Consider the following 19,392-nt stretch of genomic DNA (forward strand, 5'->3'; position numbering starts at 1 on the left):
TGACTCACGCTTACTGGAAAGGCTCGACCGATGGGGACCGAGGACAAACTCCGCGACTACCTCAAGCGCGTGACCGTCGAACTGACCCAGACGCGCCGCCGTCTCGCCGAGGCGGAGGACCGGGGCCATGAGCCCATCGCCATCATCGGGATGGCCTGCCGCTACCCCGGGGGCGGCGACACGGTCGAAGGGTTCTGGGACCTGCTCCGCGAGGGCAGGAGCGCCGTGACCGAGGTGCCGGCGTCACGGTGGGACATCGACGACTACTACCACCCCGACCCGCGCTCCCCCGGCGGCGTCTACACCCGGTACGGCACCTTCCTGCCCGACGTCGCGGGCTGGGACGCGGAGTTCTTCGGCATCTCGCCGAGGGAGGCCCTGCGGATGGACCCGCAGCAGCGCCTCCTGATGGAGCTGGCCTGGGAGGGGCTGGAGAACGCCGGCACCTCCCCGTCACGGCTGGCGGGAAGCCGCACGGGCGTGATGGTCGGCTTCATGGACAGCCTCCAGTACGGCCGGCTGCAGCTCGAACGGCAGGGCGGGGACGCGCTCGCGGACCCGTACCTCGGCCAGGGTTCGGCGTACAGCGTCGCGGCCGGGCGCATCGCCTACCAGCTCAACCTGTGCGGCCCGACGCTGACGGTCGACACGGCGTGCTCCTCCTCGCTGATCGCGGTCCACCTGGCGGCGGAGGCCCTGCGGCGCGGTGAGTGCGACCTCGCGATCGCGGCCGGCGCGTCGCTGACCCTCCACCCGTCCAGCTTCATCCAGGCGTGCGCCGGGTCGATGCTGTGCGCGGACGGGAAGTGCAAGACCTTCGACGCGAGCGCCGACGGCTACGTCCTCGGCGAGGGCGGCGGCGTCGTGGTGCTGGAGCCGCTGTCCAAGGCGATCAAGAACGGCCGGCGGATCCGGGCGGTGCTGCGCGGCTCGGCGGTCAACCAGGACGGCCGCAGCAACGGGCTCACCGCGCCGAACCGAGGCGCGCAGGTCGACGTCATCAGCAGGGCGCTCACCGCCGCCCGGGTGACCGCCGACGACATCGACTACGTGGAGGCGCACGGCTCCGGCACCCACCTGGGCGACGCGATCGAGCTGTCCGCGCTGCACGACGTCTTCGGCAGGCGGTCGCCCGAGCGCCCGCTGCGCGTCGGCGCCGTCAAGACCAACATCGGTCACACCCAGGCCGCGGCGGGCGTCGCCGGGCTGATCAAGACGGTCCTCATCCTCGAGAACAAGCTGATCCCGCCCAACCTGAACCTCTCGGAGCCGGCGGCGGCGATACCGGAGGACGGCAGCGTCCAGCCCGTCACCAGCGCGGTGCGGCTGCCCGGCGAGGGCGCCCCCCGCCTGGCGGGCGTCAGCTCGTTCGGGTGGTCGGGGACGAACGCGCACCTGGTGCTGGAGGCCGCGCCGTCCCCCGAGGAGCCGGCCGCCGTTCCCGGCGGCCCGGGCATCGCCTCGGCGCGGGTGCTCACGGTGTCCGCGTCGAGCGGCTCAGCCCTGCGCGAGCAGGCGGAACGCCTCGCGGCCCGGCTGACCGAGCTGCCCGAGCCCTCCCTGGCCGACGTCGCGCACACGCTGCGGGCCGGCCGCGCCGAGCACGACCACCGGCGCGCCCTGGTCTGCGCGGACCTCGGGGACGCCGTCCGGCTGCTCCGGCGCACGGCCGCCGAGGGCGGCGGGTACCGCACGAAGGGACACCCCCGGGTCGCGTTCCTGCTGCCCGGCGTCGGCGACCAGTACCTGGGCCTCGGCAGGGAGCTGTACGACAGGGAGCCGGTCTACGCCGAGGCGGTCGACCGGTGCATCGAGCTGGCCGGGGAGCGGGCGGGCGTGGACCTGCGGCCGGTGTTCTTCCCTGACCTGGACGTCCCGGCCCAGCGCCCGGCGACGGGCGACCTCGCGGCGCTGCTCGGCCGGGACGGCGCCGGGCAGGAGCGGGCCGACGACCCTCTGAGCCACGCCGTGATCGCGCATCCGCTGATGTTCACGGTCGAGTACGCGCTGGCGAAGCTCCTCGCGCACTGGGGAGTCGCGCCGGACATGCTGGTCGGCTACAGCCTGGGCGAGTACGTCGCCGCCTGCCTGGCCGGGGTCTTCTCGCTGGAGGACGCGCTGCACGTGGTGGTGGAGCGGGCCCACCTGATCGGCGCCGCCCCCGCGGGCAAGATGGTCGCGGTCGCCGCCGGCGAGGACCGGGTCCGCGCCGTGCTCGCGGCCAGTGGCACCGAGGTCGACATCGCGGCGCTCAACGGCCCGTCGATGACGGTGCTCAGCGGCGTCCCCTCGGAGGTCGACGCGGTGAGCGCCCTGCTGACCGGTGACGGCGTCGCCTGCCGCCCGCTGCGCTCCGCGCACGCCTTCCACTCGTCCCTGCTCCGCCCGGCGCGCGAGAAGCTCGCCGCCCTGCTGGACTCGGTGCCGCGCCACGCGCCGAAGACCACCATCGTGTCGAACCTCACCGGCGAGCCGCTGACCCCCGAGCAGGCGACGAGCGCCTCGTACTGGGCCGACCAGCTGGTCAGCCCGGTGCGCTTCGCCGACAGCGTGCGGCACTGCGTGACCAGGGAGGTGGACGTGTTCGTCGAGCTGGGCGCGGGGCAGACCCTCGGCGGCCTGGTGCGGCAGAACATGGCGAGCGGTTCTGGCGCGGCCGTGCTCGGCACCCTGCCCGCGCGCTGGACGGCGGGCGAGCGCGGGGACGCCCGCACCGAGCTGCTGGAGACCTGCGCGCGGCTGTGGGAGCTCGGCGTCGGGGTGGACTGGGAGCTCACCGGCCCCGGCGGAGGCAAGATCATCAGCCTGCCGTCCTACCCCTTCCAGCGGACGCGGTTCTGGCCTGAGCCGCTGGACCCGGGCCACGTCGCCCCCTCGATGCGGCCGACGGGGCACTCGGAGCCCGCGGACTTCTGCTTCGCCCCGGTCTGGCAGCAGGACGCCACGCGCGGCGTGCCGCCGATCGGCACCCCGCTCCGCCTCCCCGGCCCGCTGGTCGTGTTCACCGACCCCGGCGGCATCGGCGGGGCGCTCGCCGACCTGGCCGCCGCGGGCGGCACTGAGGTGGTGGAGGTGGTCGCCGGCACCGGGCTGCGGCGCGAGGGCCGGCGGATCGTGATCGACCCCGCGGTGCCCGCGCACTACGGCGAGGTGTTCGGTACGGTCGCGCAGGCGAGCGGCCCCGTGCACGTCGTGCACCTGTGGAGCCTGCTCACCACCGCGCGGAACCCGGGGTACGCAGGCGACGAGGAGCTGCGTGACGCGATCCGGCACGGCTTCGACAGCCTGCTGCTCGCGGTCCAGGCGTTCGACGAGCTGCCCGCGCGACAGGGCGTCCGGCTGCTGACGGTGAGCCAGGGCGCCTCGGAGATCCTCGGCGGCGACGCGCTCGCCCCGTACCAGGCCGTGGCGCACGGGCTCGGCCGGGCGGTGCGGCACGAGTACACCGGCCTGACCTGGAGCGGCGTCGACCTCGACCCCGAGGACTCCGGCGAGGGGCTGAGGGAGCGCGCGTCCGGCCAGCTCGCGTACGAGCTGCTCCGCGAGCCCGAGCAGGGCGAGGCGATCGCCGCGCACGACACGCTGACGGGCTGGCGCCGTGGCCGTCGCTGGCAGCGAACCTGGGGAGACGCCCCCGAAGGGCAGGCGGAGATCCCCTGGCGCGCCGACGGCGTCTACCTGATCACCGGCGGTGCCCGGGGGCTCGGAATGGCCCTGGCCAAACACCTGCTGAGCGAGGGCGTGCGGCGGTTCGCGCTCGTCGGCCGTACCCCGCTGACGCGAGACGCCGAGCCGGAGCCCGGCGGCCGCGCGGAACGCAGCCTGCGCGACGTCGCCGAGCTGGAGGCGGCGGGCGCCGAGGTGCTCCTGCTCACCGCGGACGCCGGAGTGCCGGACCAGCTCAGGGACGCGCTGCGCCGCTGCCGCGAACACTTCGGCGCGCTGCACGGGGTCATCCACGCCGCGGGCGTGCCCGCAGGAGGGATGGCACAGCGCAGGACGCCCGCCGAGGCCGGCGCGGTGCTCGCCCCGAAGGTCCTCGCGATGGGACCGCTGGCCGAGCTGGTGGGGCCGCGGACGCCCGCCGAGCAGCGGCCCGAGGTGCTGGTCCTGTACTCCTCGGCGGTCACGGCCTTCGGCGGCATCGGCGAGGCCGACTACTGCGCGGCCAACACCGTGCTCGACGCGTACGGCGACGCGCTGTCGGCGGCGGCGCCGTCGACCAGGGTCGTGTCGGTCGCCTGGGGACCGTGGCGGCACGACGACTGGCAGGCCGAGGCGCTGAAGGGAGCGGGCGGGCTCGCCGAGCGGGTGCGCTCCTACCGCGAGCGGTACGGCTTCGCCGACGACGCGGGCTGCGCGCTCCTCGACCGCATCGTGGCCGGCGGGCACGGCAGCGTGCTCGCCGTGCGCCAGCCGCTGCGCGAGGTGCTGCGCGACTGGTCGGCCATGGTCGACATCGACGCGCTCGTCGGCGCGGCCTCGGCCGTGCCCAGAGGCGAGAGGTTCCCCAGGCCGCAGCTGCGCACGGACTACGCGGCCCCGCGCACCGAGCCGGAGACCAAGATCGCCGAGGTGTGGGGGGCCTACCTGGGCATCGACCAGGTAGGCATCCACGACCCGTTCTTCGACCTCGGGGGCAACTCCCTGGTCGGCATGGCCATGGTGCTCGCCATCGAGAAGGAGCTCGGCGTGCCGATCGCGCCCGCGGTGCTCTTCGAGCATCCGACCGTCGCCGCGTTCGCCGCGGCGGTGGACGGTGCGGGGGGCGACGACACCGCCGCACGGCAAGCACTCACCAGCAGTTCGGCTCGGGGGCAGCGGCGGCGCCGTGCCCGTTCCAGCACCCGGAATGAGGACGGTAGACGTGACTGACGATATCGCCGGAGAGACCTCCGGCACCGACATCGCGATCGTCGGGATGTCGGGGCGGTTCCCCGGGGCATCCGGCGTCGCCGAGCTGTGGACCAACATCCGGGCCGGCCTGTCGGGGATCACCCGGTTCACCGACGAGGAGCTGCGGGCCGCCGGGGTGCCCGAGGACCTGCTCCAGGACCCGAGCTACGTGAAGGCCGGCGCGGTCATCGACGGCGTCGAGCTGTTCGACGCGGGCTTCTTCGGGTTCAGCCCCAAGGAGGCCCAGATCCTCGACCCGCAGCAGCGGCTCTTCCTGGAGCACAGCCACGAGGCGCTGGAGGACGCCGGCTGCGACCCCACCCGCTTCGACGGCGCCATCGGCGTCTTCGGCGGCGGCGCGTGGAGCTCCTACCTGCAGAACAACCTGGTGCCGAGCGGGATCAGCTCCGTCATGGGCGAGCTGGCGGTCGGGCTCGCCAACGACAAGGACTCGCTCACCACCCGGGTAGCGCACACCCTCGGCCTGTCGGGACCCAGCTACGGGGTGCAGAGCTACTGCTCGACCTCGCTCGTCGCGGTGTGCGCCGCCGCCACCAGCCTGGCCGGCTTCGAGTGCGACCTCGCGCTGGCCGGCGGCGTGGCGGTCGGCGTGCCGCAGAGGGTCGGCTACCTGTACCAGCAGGGCGGCATCGCGCCGCCGGACGGCGAGTGCCGGGCGTTCGACGCGGGCGGCCTCGGCAGCCCGCTCGGCAGCGGCGTCGGCGTGGTCGCGCTGCGCCGGCTGGAGGACGCGCTCGCCGACGGCGACCAGATCTACGCCGTCATCAGGGGCTGGGCGGTGAACAACGACGCGGGGAAGAAGGTCGGCTTCACCGCGCCCGGCGTCCAGGGCCAGGCCGCCGTGATGGCCGAGGCGCTCGCGAGCGCGGACCTCACGCCCGCCGACATCGATTACGTCGAGGCGCACGGCACCGGCACCGCGCTCGGCGACGCCGCCGAGCTGGCAGCGCTGCAGCAGGTGTTCCGCGACGAGTCGTGCCTGATCGGCTCGGTCAAGACCAACGTCGGCCACCTCGACCGGGCGGCGGGGGTGACCAGCCTGATCAAGGCGGCGCTCGCCCTGCGCCACGACGAGATCCCGCCCACCCGCAACCTCGCGGAGCCGAACCCCCAGCTGCACGCGGGGGAGGCCCGCCTGGAGGTGGTAACCGAGCTCAGGACCTGGCCCAGGGAGCCGGGACGTACCCGCAGGGCCGGGGTGAGCGCGTTCGGCATCGGCGGCACCAACGCCCACGTGGTGCTGGAGGAGGCGCCGATCGTCCCCCGGCCGGAGGCGACGCCGCGTCCCGAGCTGCTGGTGTGGTCCGCCAGGACCGCCGCCGCGGCCGACGCGATGACCGAGCGGCTCGCCGGTCACCTCGCCGACGAGTCCAGCCCGCACCGGCTGTCCGACGTGGCGTACACCCTGCAGACCGGGCGGCGGCTCTTCGGGCACCGCCGGATGCTGGTGGCCGGAAGTGTGGACGAGGCCGCCGCGGGGATGCGTGACGCCGGGGTGCTGTCGCGCGCGGAGAGCCGTACGGACCGGCAGGTCGGGTTCCTGGTCGCGGGCACCGGAGAGCAGTACCCCGGGATGGCCGCCGACCTCTATGGCACCGAGCCGGTGTTCAAGGCGGTGCTGGACGAGTGCCGTTCGGTGCTGCGGCGGCGGATGGGCGGGGTGGACCCGCTCGCCGAGATGCTGTGGCCCAGGCAGGCCCCGGGCGCCGATGGCGGGCTCGGCCGGCTGCTCGGCCGCGAGGCCACGCCCGCGGGCGACGACACGACGCCCACCGAGCTGCTCCACCCGGCGCTGTTCGCCGTGGAGTACGCGCTGGCGCAGCTCGTACGGTCGTGGGGCGTCGAGCCCTCGGTGGTGGCCGGGTACAGCCTGGGAGAGTACGTCGCGGCGTGCCTCGCGGGCGTGCTGTCGCTCGAGTCGGCGCTGGCGCTGGTCGCCCACCGCGCGCGCCTGATCGGCGGGCTGCCCGAGGGCGCGATGAGCGCGGTGCCGCTGAGCGCGGACGACCTGCGCGACCGCCTCGTACGAGCGGGCGTGGCCGGGCTGGACGTGGCCGCGCTGAACGGTCCCGAGCTGACGGTCATCGCCGGGGAGCCGAAGGCCATGGAGGCGGCCAGGGCGTTCCTTGCGACCGAGGGGGTGCCGTGCCGGCCGCTGGCCACCGGCCACGCGTTCCACTCGCGGATGCTGGAGCCGATCCGCGCCGAGCTGACCGGCTGGATCGCCGCGAACATCACGCTGGAGGCGCCGCGCATCCCGTACATCTCCAACGTCACCGGCACCCTGGCGTCCGCCGGCCAGGTGACCGACCCCGGGTACTGGGCGGAGCACATGTGCGCCCCCGTGCGGTTCGACGCGGTGCTGGGCACGCTGCTGGAGCAGGGCGAGATGGCCCTGCTGGAGATCGGCCCGGGCCAGTCGCTCGGCGCGATGGTGCGCGGACACCGCAACTGCCCGCGCGACCGCTGGCCGCTCGTGGTGCCCGCGCTGCCCGCCGCCGCCGATCCGCGGCCCGCCGGTGGCGTGCTCGCCGAGGCGGTCGGACGGCTGTGGCTGGCCGGCGTGCCGGTCGACTGGGCGGGGTACCAGAAGGACCGCCCCGTCGCCAAGGTGGGGCTGCCCGCCTACCCGTTCCAGCGGGAGCGCTACTGGGTCGACCCGCCCGCCGGGCACACCGCCCAGGCGGCCGGGCTCGCCGCCGGCCCGGCCGGCGCGGCCGGGCCCGAGCGGGCCACCGCCCATGTCCAGGTGATGGTCCCGCACTGGACCCCGGCCGAGCTGCCCGCCGAGGCGCAGGCCCTCGCCCGGTGCGTCCTGGTCGCCGACGGCACCGGAGTCGCCGACGCGCTGGAGCGGACGCTGCGCTCCGCGGGCACCGAGGTGGTGACGGTGCGGGCGGGCGACGCCTTCGCCGAGGTGGCGGGCGGCTATGTCCTCGACTTCGGGTCCGCGGACGACCACACCGCACTGGTGAGCCGGCTCGCCGCCGGCGGGCCGGTCACGATGGTGGACCTGCGCATGCTCGACGGGGGCGGCTCCGGCCGCGACCCCGGCCAGGCCGTGCTCCCGTTCTCCCGGATGCTGGACGCCTGGGGCAGCGACGCCGCGGGCAGCGCGAGGGTCATCCTGGTCACCCAGGGCGGCCAGGCGGTGGCCGACGGCGAGAGCCCCTCGCCCGGCCACGCCGCCGCCGCCACGCTGCCGCTGGTCGCCAACCAGGAGTACCTCAACCTCGACTGCCACGCCGTCGACCTCGACGCCCAGGTGGCGCCCGCCGAGGCCGCGGAGGCGCTGGCCGCCGAGCTCCGGCGGCCGGCCGGCGACGTGCTGGTGGCCTACCGGGACGGCCGGCGCCACGTGCGCGGGTACGTCCCGGCGGCGCGAGAGGAGGAGGACCGGCCGGGGATCCGGTCCGGCGGGACGTACCTGGTGACCGGCGGGCTCGGCGACGTCGGCCTGCTCGTCGCCGAGCACCTGGTGCGGTCGGGCGCGGCCAGGGTCATCCTCACCAGCCGCGGTGGCGTCCCGGACACGGCGGGCGACCCGCGTTACGAGGGGGTGCGGCGGCTGCGCGCGCTCGGCGCCGAGGTGCTGACCCCGAGGGTCGACGTGACCGACGCGGACGCGATGCGCGCGGCGCTCGCGGAGACGCTGCCCGGCGACGTCCGGCTCGACGGCGTCATCCATGCCGCCGCAGAGACGGGACGCGACACCTTCCGCTCCCTGCACGAGCTGGACGCGAGGGCCGTCTCGCGGCACTTCGGCGCGAAGGTGGGCGGCGCCCTGGTGCTGGACGAGGTGGTCCACGAACTCGGACCGGAGCGGGTGCCCGACTTCTGCGTGCTGTTCTCCTCGACCTCGTCGCTGCTGGGCGGCATCACCTTCGGCAGCTACGCGGCGGCCAACGCCGCGCTGACCGCGATCGGTCGCCGCCGCCACATCAAGTACCAGGACGGGCGATCGCCCACCCGGTGGGTGACCGTGAGCTGGGACACCTGGTCCTGCACCCTGGAGCGCATCGAGGGCGGGATCGGCGCCGCGATGGCCGCCCACGCCATGAGCACCGAGGAGGGCCTCGACGCCCTCGACCAGGTGCTCGCCGGGTACGGGCCGAGCCTCGTGGTGGCGGCGGGCGGCCTGGACGACCGGCTGCCCCGCGCGATGGCCGCGCCGGAACCCGGACCGGGCGACGGCACCCGGTTCCCCCGGCCCGAGCTTCCCCAGCCGTACAGCCCGCCGCTGAGCGCGACCGAGCGGGAGCTCGCCGGGCTGTGGTCGGACGTGCTCGGCATCGAGCCGGTCGGCACCAGGGACAACTTCTTCGACCTCGGCGGCAACTCCCTGGTCGCGCTGCAGATGCTCGCCCTGGTGAAGAAGCGCTTCGGCATCGCGGTCCCGACCGTGATGCTCTTCGAGGCCCCGACGGTGTACACGCTCGCGGGCATCCTCGACGAGAAGGGCGCCGCGGCCCCCCGGCCCGCGCCGGCCCGCGCCAAGGCCACGGCGGCGGCGCGCGCCATCGCGACCGTGCGGCCCGAAGGGCCTGGAGCGGTGCCGGTGGACGACCGGCGCATCGCGATCGTCGGCATGGCGGGGCGCTTCCCCGGGGCGGACGACGTCGGCGCGTTCTGGCACAACCTGCGGGAGGGCGTCGAGTCGATCAGCTTCTTCTCCGAGGACGAGCTGCTGGCCTCCGGGGTCGAGCCGGAGCTGATCAAGGACCCGTCGTACGTGCCGGCCCGGCCGGTGCTCGACGACATCAGCGGCTTCGACGCGGCGTTCTTCGGCATGAGCCCGCGCACGGCCGCGCTCACCGACCCGCAGCAGCGGGCGTTCCTGGAGGTGTGCTGGCAGGGGCTTGAGCAGGCCGGGTACGCGGCGCCTGAGCACCGGGGCAGGGTCGGCGTGTTCGGCGGCACCAACATCAGCACCTACCTGCTGCAGATGGGCGAGCGCCTGCTGGACGAGGACGAGGGCGTCAGCCACTACGAGATCATCATGGGCAACGACAAGGACGCCCTCACCACCCAGGTCTCCTACCTGTTCGACCTTTACGGGCCGAGCGTGGCGGTGCAGACGTTCTGCTCGACCTCCCTGGTGGCCGCGCACCTCGCGGTGCAGAGCCTGCGCAACGGCGAGTGCGAGCTGGCGCTGGCCGGTGGGGTCTCGATCCGGGTGCCCGACCGGGTGGGGCACCGGTTCGGGCCGGGCGGCATGGAGTCGCCCGACGGCCACGTGCGCACCTTCGACGCGCAGGCGCGCGGCAGCATGTTCGGTGACGGCGCCGCCGTGGTCGTGCTCAAGCGGCTCTCCGACGCGCTGCGCGACGGCGACCACGTCTGGGCGGTGATCCGGGGCTCGGCGATGAACAACGACGGCGCGCTCAAGGTGGGCTACACCGCGCCGAGCGTCGTCGGCCAGGCCCGGGTGATCGCCGACGCGATGGCGGACGCCGGGGTCACCGCCGAGGACATCAGCTACATCGAGGCGCATGGCACCGCGACCGAGCTGGGCGACCCGATCGAGGTCGCGGCGCTGACCCGCGCGTTCGGCCCGACCCGGGACAAGCAGTACTGCCCGATCGGCTCGGTGAAGACCAACGTCGGGCACCTGGACCGCGCCGCGGGGGCGAGCGGGCTCATCAAGACCTCGTTCGCGCTGTCGAACAAGGTGATCCCGCCCAGCCTGCACTACACCAGCCCCAACCCCGAGATCGACTTCGAGGACAGCCCCTTCTACGTGAACGCCGAGCTTTCCCCCTGGCGCACCCGCGAGGGCCGGCCGAGGATCGCGGGGATCAACTCGCTCGGCATGGGCGGCACCAACGTCCACATGGTGGTCGAGGAGGCGCCCGCCCGGCCCGTCGCCGCGCGTGCGGACTCCGAGTCCGCCCGCCGCTACCAGGTGCTGCCGATCTCCGCGCGCAACGCCACCGCCGCCGACCAGGCGTGCGAGCGCCTCGGTGCGCACCTGCGCGCCGAGCCCGGCACGCGGCTGGCCGACGTGGCGTACACGCTCCAGGTCGGGCGCAAGACCTTCGAGCACCGGCGGGCCACCGTGACCGCCACCGTCGAGGAGGCCGCGGCCACGCTGAGCGGGGAGTCGGCGGAGCCCGGCGTGCTGAGCCGCGTCGACACCGTCCAGGGGCGCCCGGTGGCGTTCCTGCTCGCCGGGGTCGGCGAGCAGTACCCCGGGATGGTGGCCGAGTTGTACCGGCGCGAGCCGGTGTTCCGCGCCACCCTCGACGAGTGCCTCGCGCCGCTGCGCGAGGCGCTGCCGGATGTGGACCTGACCGACCTGCTCGCCGGCGAGCGCGGCGGCGGCCTCGGCCTCGCCGCCCTGCTGGGGCGTGGGGGCTCCGGCGGCGCCGACGGGCGGGTCGCCGCCCTGGAGCGCACGGAGGTGGTCCAGCCCGCGCTGTTCGCCCTTGAGTACGCGCTGGCGCGCACGCTGATGACCTGGGGCGTGACCCCGCGGATCATGCTGGGCTACAGCCTCGGGGAGTACGTCGCGGCGTGCCTGGCCGGAGTGCTGTCGCTGCCGGACGCCATGGCGCTGGTGGCGCACAGGGCGAGACTGATCGCCCAGGTGCCGGCGGGCTCGATGGCCGCGGTGTCGCTGCCCGCCGAGGAGCTGCGCCGCCGGTTCCGGCTGGAGGAGCGCGGCCTGGACGTCGCCGCGGTCAACGGCCCGCAGGTCGTGGTCGTCGCCGGCCCGGTGGAGCCGATGGAGCTGCTGGTCGCCGACTTGCGGCGCGCCGAGATCGCGTGCCGCCCCCTTACGACCACGCACGCGTTCCACTCGCGGATGCTGGAGCACCTGAGCAGTGAGCTCACCGACTGGGTGAAGGCCAACGTAAGGCTCAACCCCCCGGAGCTGCCGTACATCTCCAACCTCACCGGCGAGCTCGCGGAGGCGGACCTGGTGTGCGACCCGGCGTACTGGGCCCGCCACATGTGCGGGACGGTGCGGTTCGCGGCCGGCATCGGCACCCTGCTCGCCGACCAGGAGCTGGCCGTCGTGGAGATCGGCCCGGGCCAGTCGCTCGGCGCCCTGATGCGGGGCGCGGGCTGCCCGCCGCAGCGGTGGCCGCTGATCCTCAACGCGCTGCCCGGCGGGAGCGACGGCCGCCCCGACGACGCGGTGCTCGCCGGCTGCCTCGCCCGGCTGTGGCTGGTCGGCGCCGACCTCGACTGGACCGCCTACCACGGCCGCCACCCCGACGCCGAGGCCGCCGACCTGGCTCTGCTGCCCGGCCGGGTGCCGCTGCCGACCTACCCGTTCCAGCGCCACCGCTACTGGATCGACCCGCCGGCCCGCGCCGGCCACCGGAGCCGGACGCCGGGCGCTCTCGCGCTGCCGGGCGAGGCCCCCGACCCCGCCGACCTGTTCGAGGCGATCACGAGCCTGCCCAAGCTGCCCGAGGACCAGTGGCTCTACCTGCCGGTCTGGCGGCAGACCGCGGCGCCCGCACCGGCCGGGCGGCAGCCCGCCTCGTGGCTGGTCTACACCCGAGAAGGCGTGGCCGACGACGTGGTGGCCGAGCTGCGGCGGGCGGTCGCGGAGACCGGGGCGTCCATCAGCCTGGTACGGCCCGGCGAGGCGTACGCCGCGACCGGCGACGGCCACACGATCAGGCCGGGCAGCGTGCAGGACACCCTCGCCCTGCTGCGCGACCTGCGCGCGGCCGGCCGTCCCCTTTCGCGGGTGGTGCACCTGTGGACGCTCGGCGAGGCGCCCGGCGACTCCGCCGTCCGGTACGGCCTGCACACCCTGGTCGCCCTCGCCAGGGCGGCGGCCGAGTCCGGCACGGACGACTGGTCGCTGGACGTCGCGGTCTCCGGCACCCAGCAGGTGCTGCCGGACGACGTGTCCGACCCCGACGGCGCCACGCTGATGGGGCCGTGCCTGGTGATCCCCCTGGAGTACCCGAAGGTGGCCACCCGGCTCGTCGACCTGGAGACCGCCCCGGCCGCGCCCGTGCTCGCCGGCCTGGTGGCCGAGCTGCGGCGGCCGATGACCGACCGTACGGTCGCGCTGCGGCACGGCCGCCGCTGGGTGCCCGGGTACGAGACCATGGCGCCGCCCGCCGCCGACACCGGGGTGCTGCGGGAAGGCGGCGTCTACCTGGTCACCGGCGGGCTCGGCGGCATCGCGCTCGGCATGGCCGAGCACCTCGCCCGCGACTGCCGGGCCAGGCTGGTGCTGCTCGCCCGCCACGGGCTGCCGCCGCGCGAGGCGTGGGCGGGCATCCTGGCCGGGGGACCCGGCGCGGAGGCCTTCGACGAGGACACCCGGCGGCGGGTGGCCAGGGTCAGCGAGATCATCGCGCTCGGCGCGGAGGTCGAGATCGTCACCGGCGACGTGAGCAGCCCCGAGGACGTGCGGCGCGCGGTCGAGGTGGCAAGGGAGCGCTTCGGCGCCCTGCACGGCGTGCTCCACGCCGCCGGGGTGCCCGCCATGGGGCTGATGCAGTTCAAGCGCCCCGAGGAACTGGACGCGGTGCTCGCACCGAAGATCGCCGGCACGTTGGCCATCGCCGAGGCGCTGCGCATCGGGGAGCCCGACGAGATCGAGCTGGACTTCCTGGTGCTGTTCTCCTCGATCACCTCGGCGACCGGCGGCGGGCCGGGCCAGGTGGACTACTGCTCCGCGAACGCCTTCCTGGACAGCTACGCGTACCGGCTCGCCGACTCGGGCAGGCGGGTGCTGTCGGTCGACTGGGGGGAGTGGACCTGGAACGCCTGGGAGGCGGGCCTGGCCGGGTACGACGACGAGCTGCAGAAGTTCTTCAGGGAGAACCGCGCCCGCGTCGGCATCGGGTTCGAGGACGGCTGGCGGTCGCTGCTGCGCGCGCTGGCCTCCCGGGAGCCGAGGGTCGTGGTGTCCACCCAGGACTTCCCGACGGTGGTGCTCGGCAGCTCGCGCTTCAACCTGGAGGCGGTGACCTCGCCCGCCATGGGCGGCGCGGCCGGCGAGCGGCACCCCCGTCCGGAGCTGGTCACCTCCTACCAGGAGCCCTCGGGTCCGGCGGAGGAGACGATCGCGGCGATCTGGTGCGAGTCGCTCAGGCTCGACCGGGTCGGGGTGCTGGACAACTTCTTCGAGCTCGGCGGGAACTCGCTGCTCGGCGTCTCCATCGTGGCCGCCCTGCGCCGCGAGTTCGAGCTGGACGAGCTCCCGCCGCACATCCTCTACGAGGCGCCGACGGTGGCCGCGCTCGGCGCGACCATCGAGGCGCTGACCTCGGGCGCGACGCCGGCGTTCGCGAACGCCGACGGCGGCAGCCAGGTACGCGCGCAGCTCCGCCGGTCGGGCCTCGAAGCCTCGGCGGCCCGCAGGCGCGGCCGATAGCACCACCAGCAAGGGCGCCGGCAGATGGCATGCCGGCATGGCGGTAACGACGAGAAACGGAGTGGTCATGACGGTTATCGGCGTAGTGGGCGCGGGTGTCATGGGCGTCGGGGTCGCCCAGAACCTGGCGCAGACCGGGCACGAGGTGGTCCTGGTCGACAAGGACGAGACGATCCTCAAGGAGGCGCTGGCGACCATCCGCCACAACAGCCGCATGAGCCGGCTGATGGGCGGCCCCGCCCTCGACCCCGACGAGGTGCTGGCCCGGATCACCACCGCGGTCGGCGCCGAGGGGGCGGCCAAGGCCGACGTCGTCATCGAGAACGTCACGGAGAACTGGGACGTCAAGCGGGAGGTCTACGAGACCCTCGACGCGGTCTGCGGGCCGGACACCGTGTTCGTCGTCAACACCTCCGCGATCCCGATCACCAAGGTCGGGGCCGTGACCGGGCGGCCGGACAAGGTGATCGGCGTCCACTTCATGAACCCCGTGCCTGCCAAGCCGGCGGTCGAGCTGATCCCCGGCTTCCACACCTCGCAGGAGACCATCCAGCGCACCAGGGACCTGCTGACCGCGATGGGCAAGAAGGCCATCGACGTCAAGGACTCGTGCGGGTTCGTCTCCAACCGGGTGCTGATGCTCACCGTCAACGAGGCGGCCTTCCTCGTGCACGAGGGCGTGGCCGACGCGGCGTCGGTGGACGAGGTGTTCCGCAGCTGCTTCGGGCACCCCATGGGGCCGCTGGAGACCGCCGACCTGATCGGCGTCGACACGATCCTCTACAGCGTGGAGGTGCTGTACGAGCACTACTCCGACAGCAAGTACCGGCCGTGCCCGCTGCTGAAGCAGATGACCGACGCCGGACTCCACGGCCGCAAGACCGGCCGGGGCTTCTACACCTACGACGGCGCCAGCCGGCCCGTCGGCTCGACCTTCTAGCAGCACCCCGACACCCGAAAAAGGAGCCAGTAAATGTCTGACAACGCGAAGGACCAGATCCTCGATTTCGTCCGTAGCCGGTACCCCCAGGCGGAGATCACCGAGTCCCAGGACATCTTCGCGCTCGGGTTCGTCAACTCGCTGTTCGCGATGGAGCTGGTGATGTTCGTCGAGAAGACCTTCGGGGTCACCATCCCGAACGAGGAGCTGCGCATCGACAACTTCCGCACGGCGGACTCGATGGCCGAGCTGGTCGCCCGGCTGTCGTCGGACCTCGCCGTCCAGGTGTGACGGTGGCGATCCCGGCACAGGTCGCGCCGGACACGGTCCAGGTCGTGGACCGTCGTTCCGCACGCGCGTTCGTCGACGCCCACATCACTCCGTACGCGGACGCCTACGACCAGAAGGGCCGCGTACCCGAGGAGCTGCTCGGCCAGATCGCCGCCGCGGGCCTGTGGGCCCCGTTCCTGCCCCCAGAGGCGGGCGGCGCCGGGATGGACATGGTGACCCTCGGCGAGGTCCACGAGGAGGTGGGACGCGGCTGCTCCTCGGTGCGCAGCCTGCTCACGGTGCACACCATGGTGTCGTGGGCGGTGCAGCGGTGGGGCACCCCGGCCCAGCGCGAGCGGTGGGCGCCGGCGCTGTGCCGGGGGGACGTCCTCGGGGCGTTCTGCCTGTCGGAGCCCGGCGCCGGCAGCGACGCCTCGGGCATCACCTCGACCGCCGAACAGGCGGGCGGCGGCTGGGTGCTCAACGGGGTCAAGAAGTGGATCACTGGCGGCCAGCGGGCGGACGTGTACCTGGTGTTCGCCCGCACCGCGTCGAGCATCGGGGCCTTCCTGGTCCCGAGGGACGCCCCGGGCGTTCAGGTGCGCCCGATCGACGACATGCTCGGAACCCGCGCCTCGATGCTCGCCGAGGTGTCGTTCCAGGACGTACGGCTCGACGGGGACGCGCTGCTCGGCCCGAGCGGGTTCACGGCGGGCATGGTGCTGACCGGCACCCTGGACCTCGGGCGTTACAGCGTGGCCTCGGGTTCGGTCGGCATCATCCAGGCGTGCCTGGAAGCCTGCGCCACCTACACCGCGCGCCGCGAGGTCGGCGGGTCGGTCCTGCGGGACCGGCCCCTCATCCAGGCGAAGCTGTCCGACATGATCACCGACGCGCGGGCGGCCCGGCTGCTGTGCGCCGAGGCGGGACGGCTGAAGGACGCCGGCGAGGCGTCCACGCTCATGGCCACCTGGGTGGCGAAGTACTTCGCGTCCACCGCCGCCGCCAGGCACGCCTCGGAGGCGGTCCAGATCCACGGCGCCAACGGCTGCAGCCCGGACTACCCCGTGGCGCGCTTCTACCGGGACGCGAAGGTCATGGAGATCATCGAAGGCAGCAACGAGATCCAGCGGATCACCATCGCTGGGCAGGTGGACAGGGAGATGATGTGATGAGCGTGGCCCAGGAGAGCGTCGCCGTACTCCCTGAGAAGCCCGTGCAGGGGCGCGTCAAGTGCATCGTGTGGGATCTCGACAACACCCTGTGGGACGGGGTGCTGCTGGAGGACGCCGACGTCACCGTGCGGCCCTCGGTCGTGGCCCACATCCGCCGGCTGGACGCCATGGGCGTGCTGCACTCCATAGCCAGCAAGAACGACCACGACACGGCGGTCGAGAAGCTGCGGGCGCTCGGCCTCGCGGAGCTGTTCCTCTTCCCGCAGATCAACTGGAACGCCAAGTCCGACTCCATCCGCCGCATCGCCAAGGCGCTCAACCTCGGGCTCGACGCGTTCGCGTTCGTCGACGACCAGGAGTTCGAGCTCGCCGAGGTGGCGCACGAGGTGCCGGAGGTGACCCGCGTCGACGTCGCAGAGCTGGACGAGGCGCTGGCACAGCCGCTGTTCATCCCCCGCTTCGTCACCGACGAGTCCGCGCAGCGCCGCGTGATGTACCAGGGGCAGATCGCCAGGGACGAGCTGGAGGGCGAGTTCGTCGGCACCAACGAGGAGTTCCTCGCGGGCCTCGGGATGGCGTTCACCATCGCGCCCGCCCGTCGCGAGGACCTCCAGCGGGCCGAGGAGCTGACGGTACGTACCAACCAGCTCAACTCGACCGGGCGCACCTACTCCTACGAGGAGCTGGACGCGCTGCGCGACTCGCCCGACCACCTGCTCCTGGTCGCCTCGCTCACCGACAGGTTCGGCAGCTACGGCAAGATCGGGCTCGCGCTGGTGGAGAAGGACGAGAAGGTCTGGCGGCTGTGCATGATGCTGATGTCGTGCCGCGTGATGTCGCGTGGAGTCGGGATGGTGCTGCTCAACCACATCATGCGGCTCGCGGACGAGGCGGGCGTGGCCCTGCGCGCCGACTTCGTGGAGACCGGCAGGAACCGCATGATGCAGATCACCTACGCCTTCGCGGGGTTCCGCGAGGCGAGCAGGGACGGCGCCCACGTGGTGCTGGAGGCCGACCTCACAGGCGTGCAGCCACCGCCGCCGTATGTCCAGCTAGAGATCCTTTGATGAGGCAGAGATGACCGTCAACGACCTGACGAGCAGTGACGTCATGGCCAAGTGGCTGCCGTTCCGGGGCCAGACCGGGGCCGATCCCAGTGCGCTCGCGCTGTACTGCCTGCCGCACGCCGGCGGCGCGGCCTCGGCGTTCCGGGTGTGGCAGCGCAAGCTGCCGGGGGTGGCCGTGCTGCCGGTGCAGCCGCCCGGCAGGGACAACCGGCTCAGGGAGGCGCCGTACGAGCACATGGAGCCGCTGGTCGCCGACCTCGCCGACGTCGTGCTCGCGGATCTGGCGCTCGGCCCCGAGGGGCGCCGGTACGCCATCTACGGGCACAGCCTCGGCGCCCTGGTGGGGTTCGAGCTGCTGCGGGAGATCCGCCGCCGCGGCGGTCCCGAGGCGGCGCACCTGTTCGTCTCGGGGTCGGTCGCCCCGCACCTCTCGCTGGAGGCCGGGCCGTTCGTGCGCGACATGACCCGGCCCGAGGTGGTGGACATGCTGCGCAAGCTCGGCGGGACGCCAGAATGGCTGCTGGCGGACCCCGGGGTCCTCGACATGATCCTCCCCGCCGTGCAGGCCGACTTCACGGTCAAGGAGACCTACGAGTACCAGGAGGAACCGCCGCTGGACGTCCCGATCACGGCGATGCCGGCCGCCCAGGACCCGAGGGTCGACCGGAGCCTCGTGGACGGCTGGGAGGAGCACACCTCGCGGCGGTTCGCGCTGCACCCGTTCGCCGGCGGGCACTTCGCGGTGTTCGAACAGGCGGCCCTCACCCACAAGTACATCACCGAGGCGCTGCGCAGGTGAGCGTCACCGGGACCCGGGTCCGGAGGGCCAACCTCGACCGAGGCGCTGAGAAGGTGAGCGTGACTGGGCCCCGGGTCAGGAGGGTCAACCTCGACCGAGGCGCTGAGAAGGTGAGCGTGACCGGGCCCCGGGTCCGGAGGGTCAACCTCGACCGAGGCGCTGAGAAGGTGAGCGTGACCGGGCCCCGCGTCTGGCGGATCCACCTCGACCAGCCGGACGACCCCAGGTGGTGGAGGATGCTCTCCGACGCCGAACGCGAGCGGGCGTCCCGGCTCGCGAGCCCCATCGAGAAGCACCGTTACACGATCGCGCACGCCGCGCTCCGCGCCATCCTCGGCCGGCTGTGCGGCGTGCGCGCCTCACAGCTCGCCTTTCACACCGAAGCCGGGGGACGGCCGTACCTGGCGCTGCCGGACGGCCGTCCCCCGCTCGACTTCAACCTGTCGCACTCGGGGGAGTGGGCGCTGGTGGCGGTGACGCCGCCGGGGTCGCGGGTGGGCGTCGACGTCGAGTTGATCCGCCAGGACCTCGACTGCCTGGAGATGGCCAGGCGCATGTACCAGCCGGCGGAGGTCGACCGCCTGGGCCACGCCGACCCGGCGGCGCGCCGCGCCGAGTACTTCGGGCTCTGGAGCGCCAAGGAGGCCTACGTCAAGGCGGTCGGCGTGGGCCTCGCCGGCCTCAGAGACGTCCTGGTACACCGAGAAGCCAACGCACCCCACGGCACCGTACTGTCGCGTTCCCTCCCCGGCTCTGTGTGGCCGGTCCGCTGGCTCGACGTAGCCCCGGGCTACTCCGCGGCGCTCGTCACCGGTCCGGGCCCATGCCTGTGACTCCCGACGCCCGGAGCAGCTCGATACCAGCTGTGA

At 73.7% G+C, this 19,392-nt stretch carries 8 protein-coding genes; all 8 read left to right on the plus strand.

The genetic code is table 11. From position 1 onward, the window contains the following. The first annotated feature begins 30 nt into the window (after nucleotides 1–30). The 8 genes from OG589_RS44955 to OG589_RS44990 all read left to right on the plus strand — a co-directional run bounded on the left by OG589_RS44955 (nucleotide 31) and on the right by OG589_RS44990 (nucleotide 19,356). Entirely contained in the window at nucleotides 31–4,875 is a 4,845-nt protein-coding gene (locus OG589_RS44955; RefSeq protein ID WP_405145063.1) for an SDR family NAD(P)-dependent oxidoreductase, read from the plus strand. Continuing rightward, nucleotides 4,868–14,272, plus strand: coding sequence for an SDR family NAD(P)-dependent oxidoreductase (locus tag OG589_RS44960; RefSeq protein ID WP_405145064.1), 9,405 nt, complete (start codon nucleotides 4,868–4,870; stop codon nucleotides 14,270–14,272). The genes OG589_RS44955 and OG589_RS44960 overlap by 8 nt, the downstream gene beginning before the upstream one ends. A 67-nt stretch (nucleotides 14,273–14,339) precedes the next feature. Continuing rightward, nucleotides 14,340–15,212 (plus strand): 3-hydroxyacyl-CoA dehydrogenase family protein, encoded by an 873-nt coding sequence (locus OG589_RS44965; protein ID WP_405145065.1) that lies wholly within the window; start codon nucleotides 14,340–14,342, stop codon nucleotides 15,210–15,212. 33 nt (nucleotides 15,213–15,245) lie between these two features. Continuing rightward, a complete protein-coding gene (locus OG589_RS44970) occupies nucleotides 15,246–15,503 on the plus strand; it encodes an acyl carrier protein (RefSeq protein ID WP_405145066.1) in 258 nt (85 codons plus the stop codon). A 2-nt stretch (nucleotides 15,504–15,505) separates the two neighbouring features. Further along, nucleotides 15,506–16,654 (plus strand): acyl-CoA dehydrogenase family protein, encoded by a 1,149-nt coding sequence (locus tag OG589_RS44975; RefSeq protein WP_405145067.1) that lies wholly within the window; start codon nucleotides 15,506–15,508, stop codon nucleotides 16,652–16,654. Next, nucleotides 16,654–17,724: an HAD-IIIC family phosphatase gene (locus OG589_RS44980; RefSeq protein WP_405145068.1), complete on the plus strand. Its 1,071-nt coding sequence runs from the start codon at nucleotides 16,654–16,656 to the stop codon at nucleotides 17,722–17,724. Before OG589_RS44975 ends, OG589_RS44980 begins: the two co-directional genes overlap by 1 nt. 10 nt (nucleotides 17,725–17,734) lie before the next feature. Next, nucleotides 17,735–18,523 carry a thioesterase II family protein gene (locus tag OG589_RS44985; RefSeq protein WP_405145069.1) on the plus strand — a complete coding sequence of 263 codons (789 nt, stop codon included), beginning with the start codon at nucleotides 17,735–17,737 and terminating at the stop codon, nucleotides 18,521–18,523. Between the two features lie 59 nt (nucleotides 18,524–18,582). Then, a complete protein-coding gene (locus tag OG589_RS44990) occupies nucleotides 18,583–19,356 on the plus strand; it encodes a 4'-phosphopantetheinyl transferase family protein (protein WP_405145070.1) in 774 nt (257 codons plus the stop codon). Nucleotides 19,357–19,392 lie beyond the last annotated feature (36 nt).

This window comes from Sphaerisporangium sp. NBC_01403 (assembly GCF_045040145.1).
GTDB lineage: Bacteria > Actinomycetota > Actinomycetes > Streptosporangiales > Streptosporangiaceae > Sphaerisporangium > Sphaerisporangium viridialbum.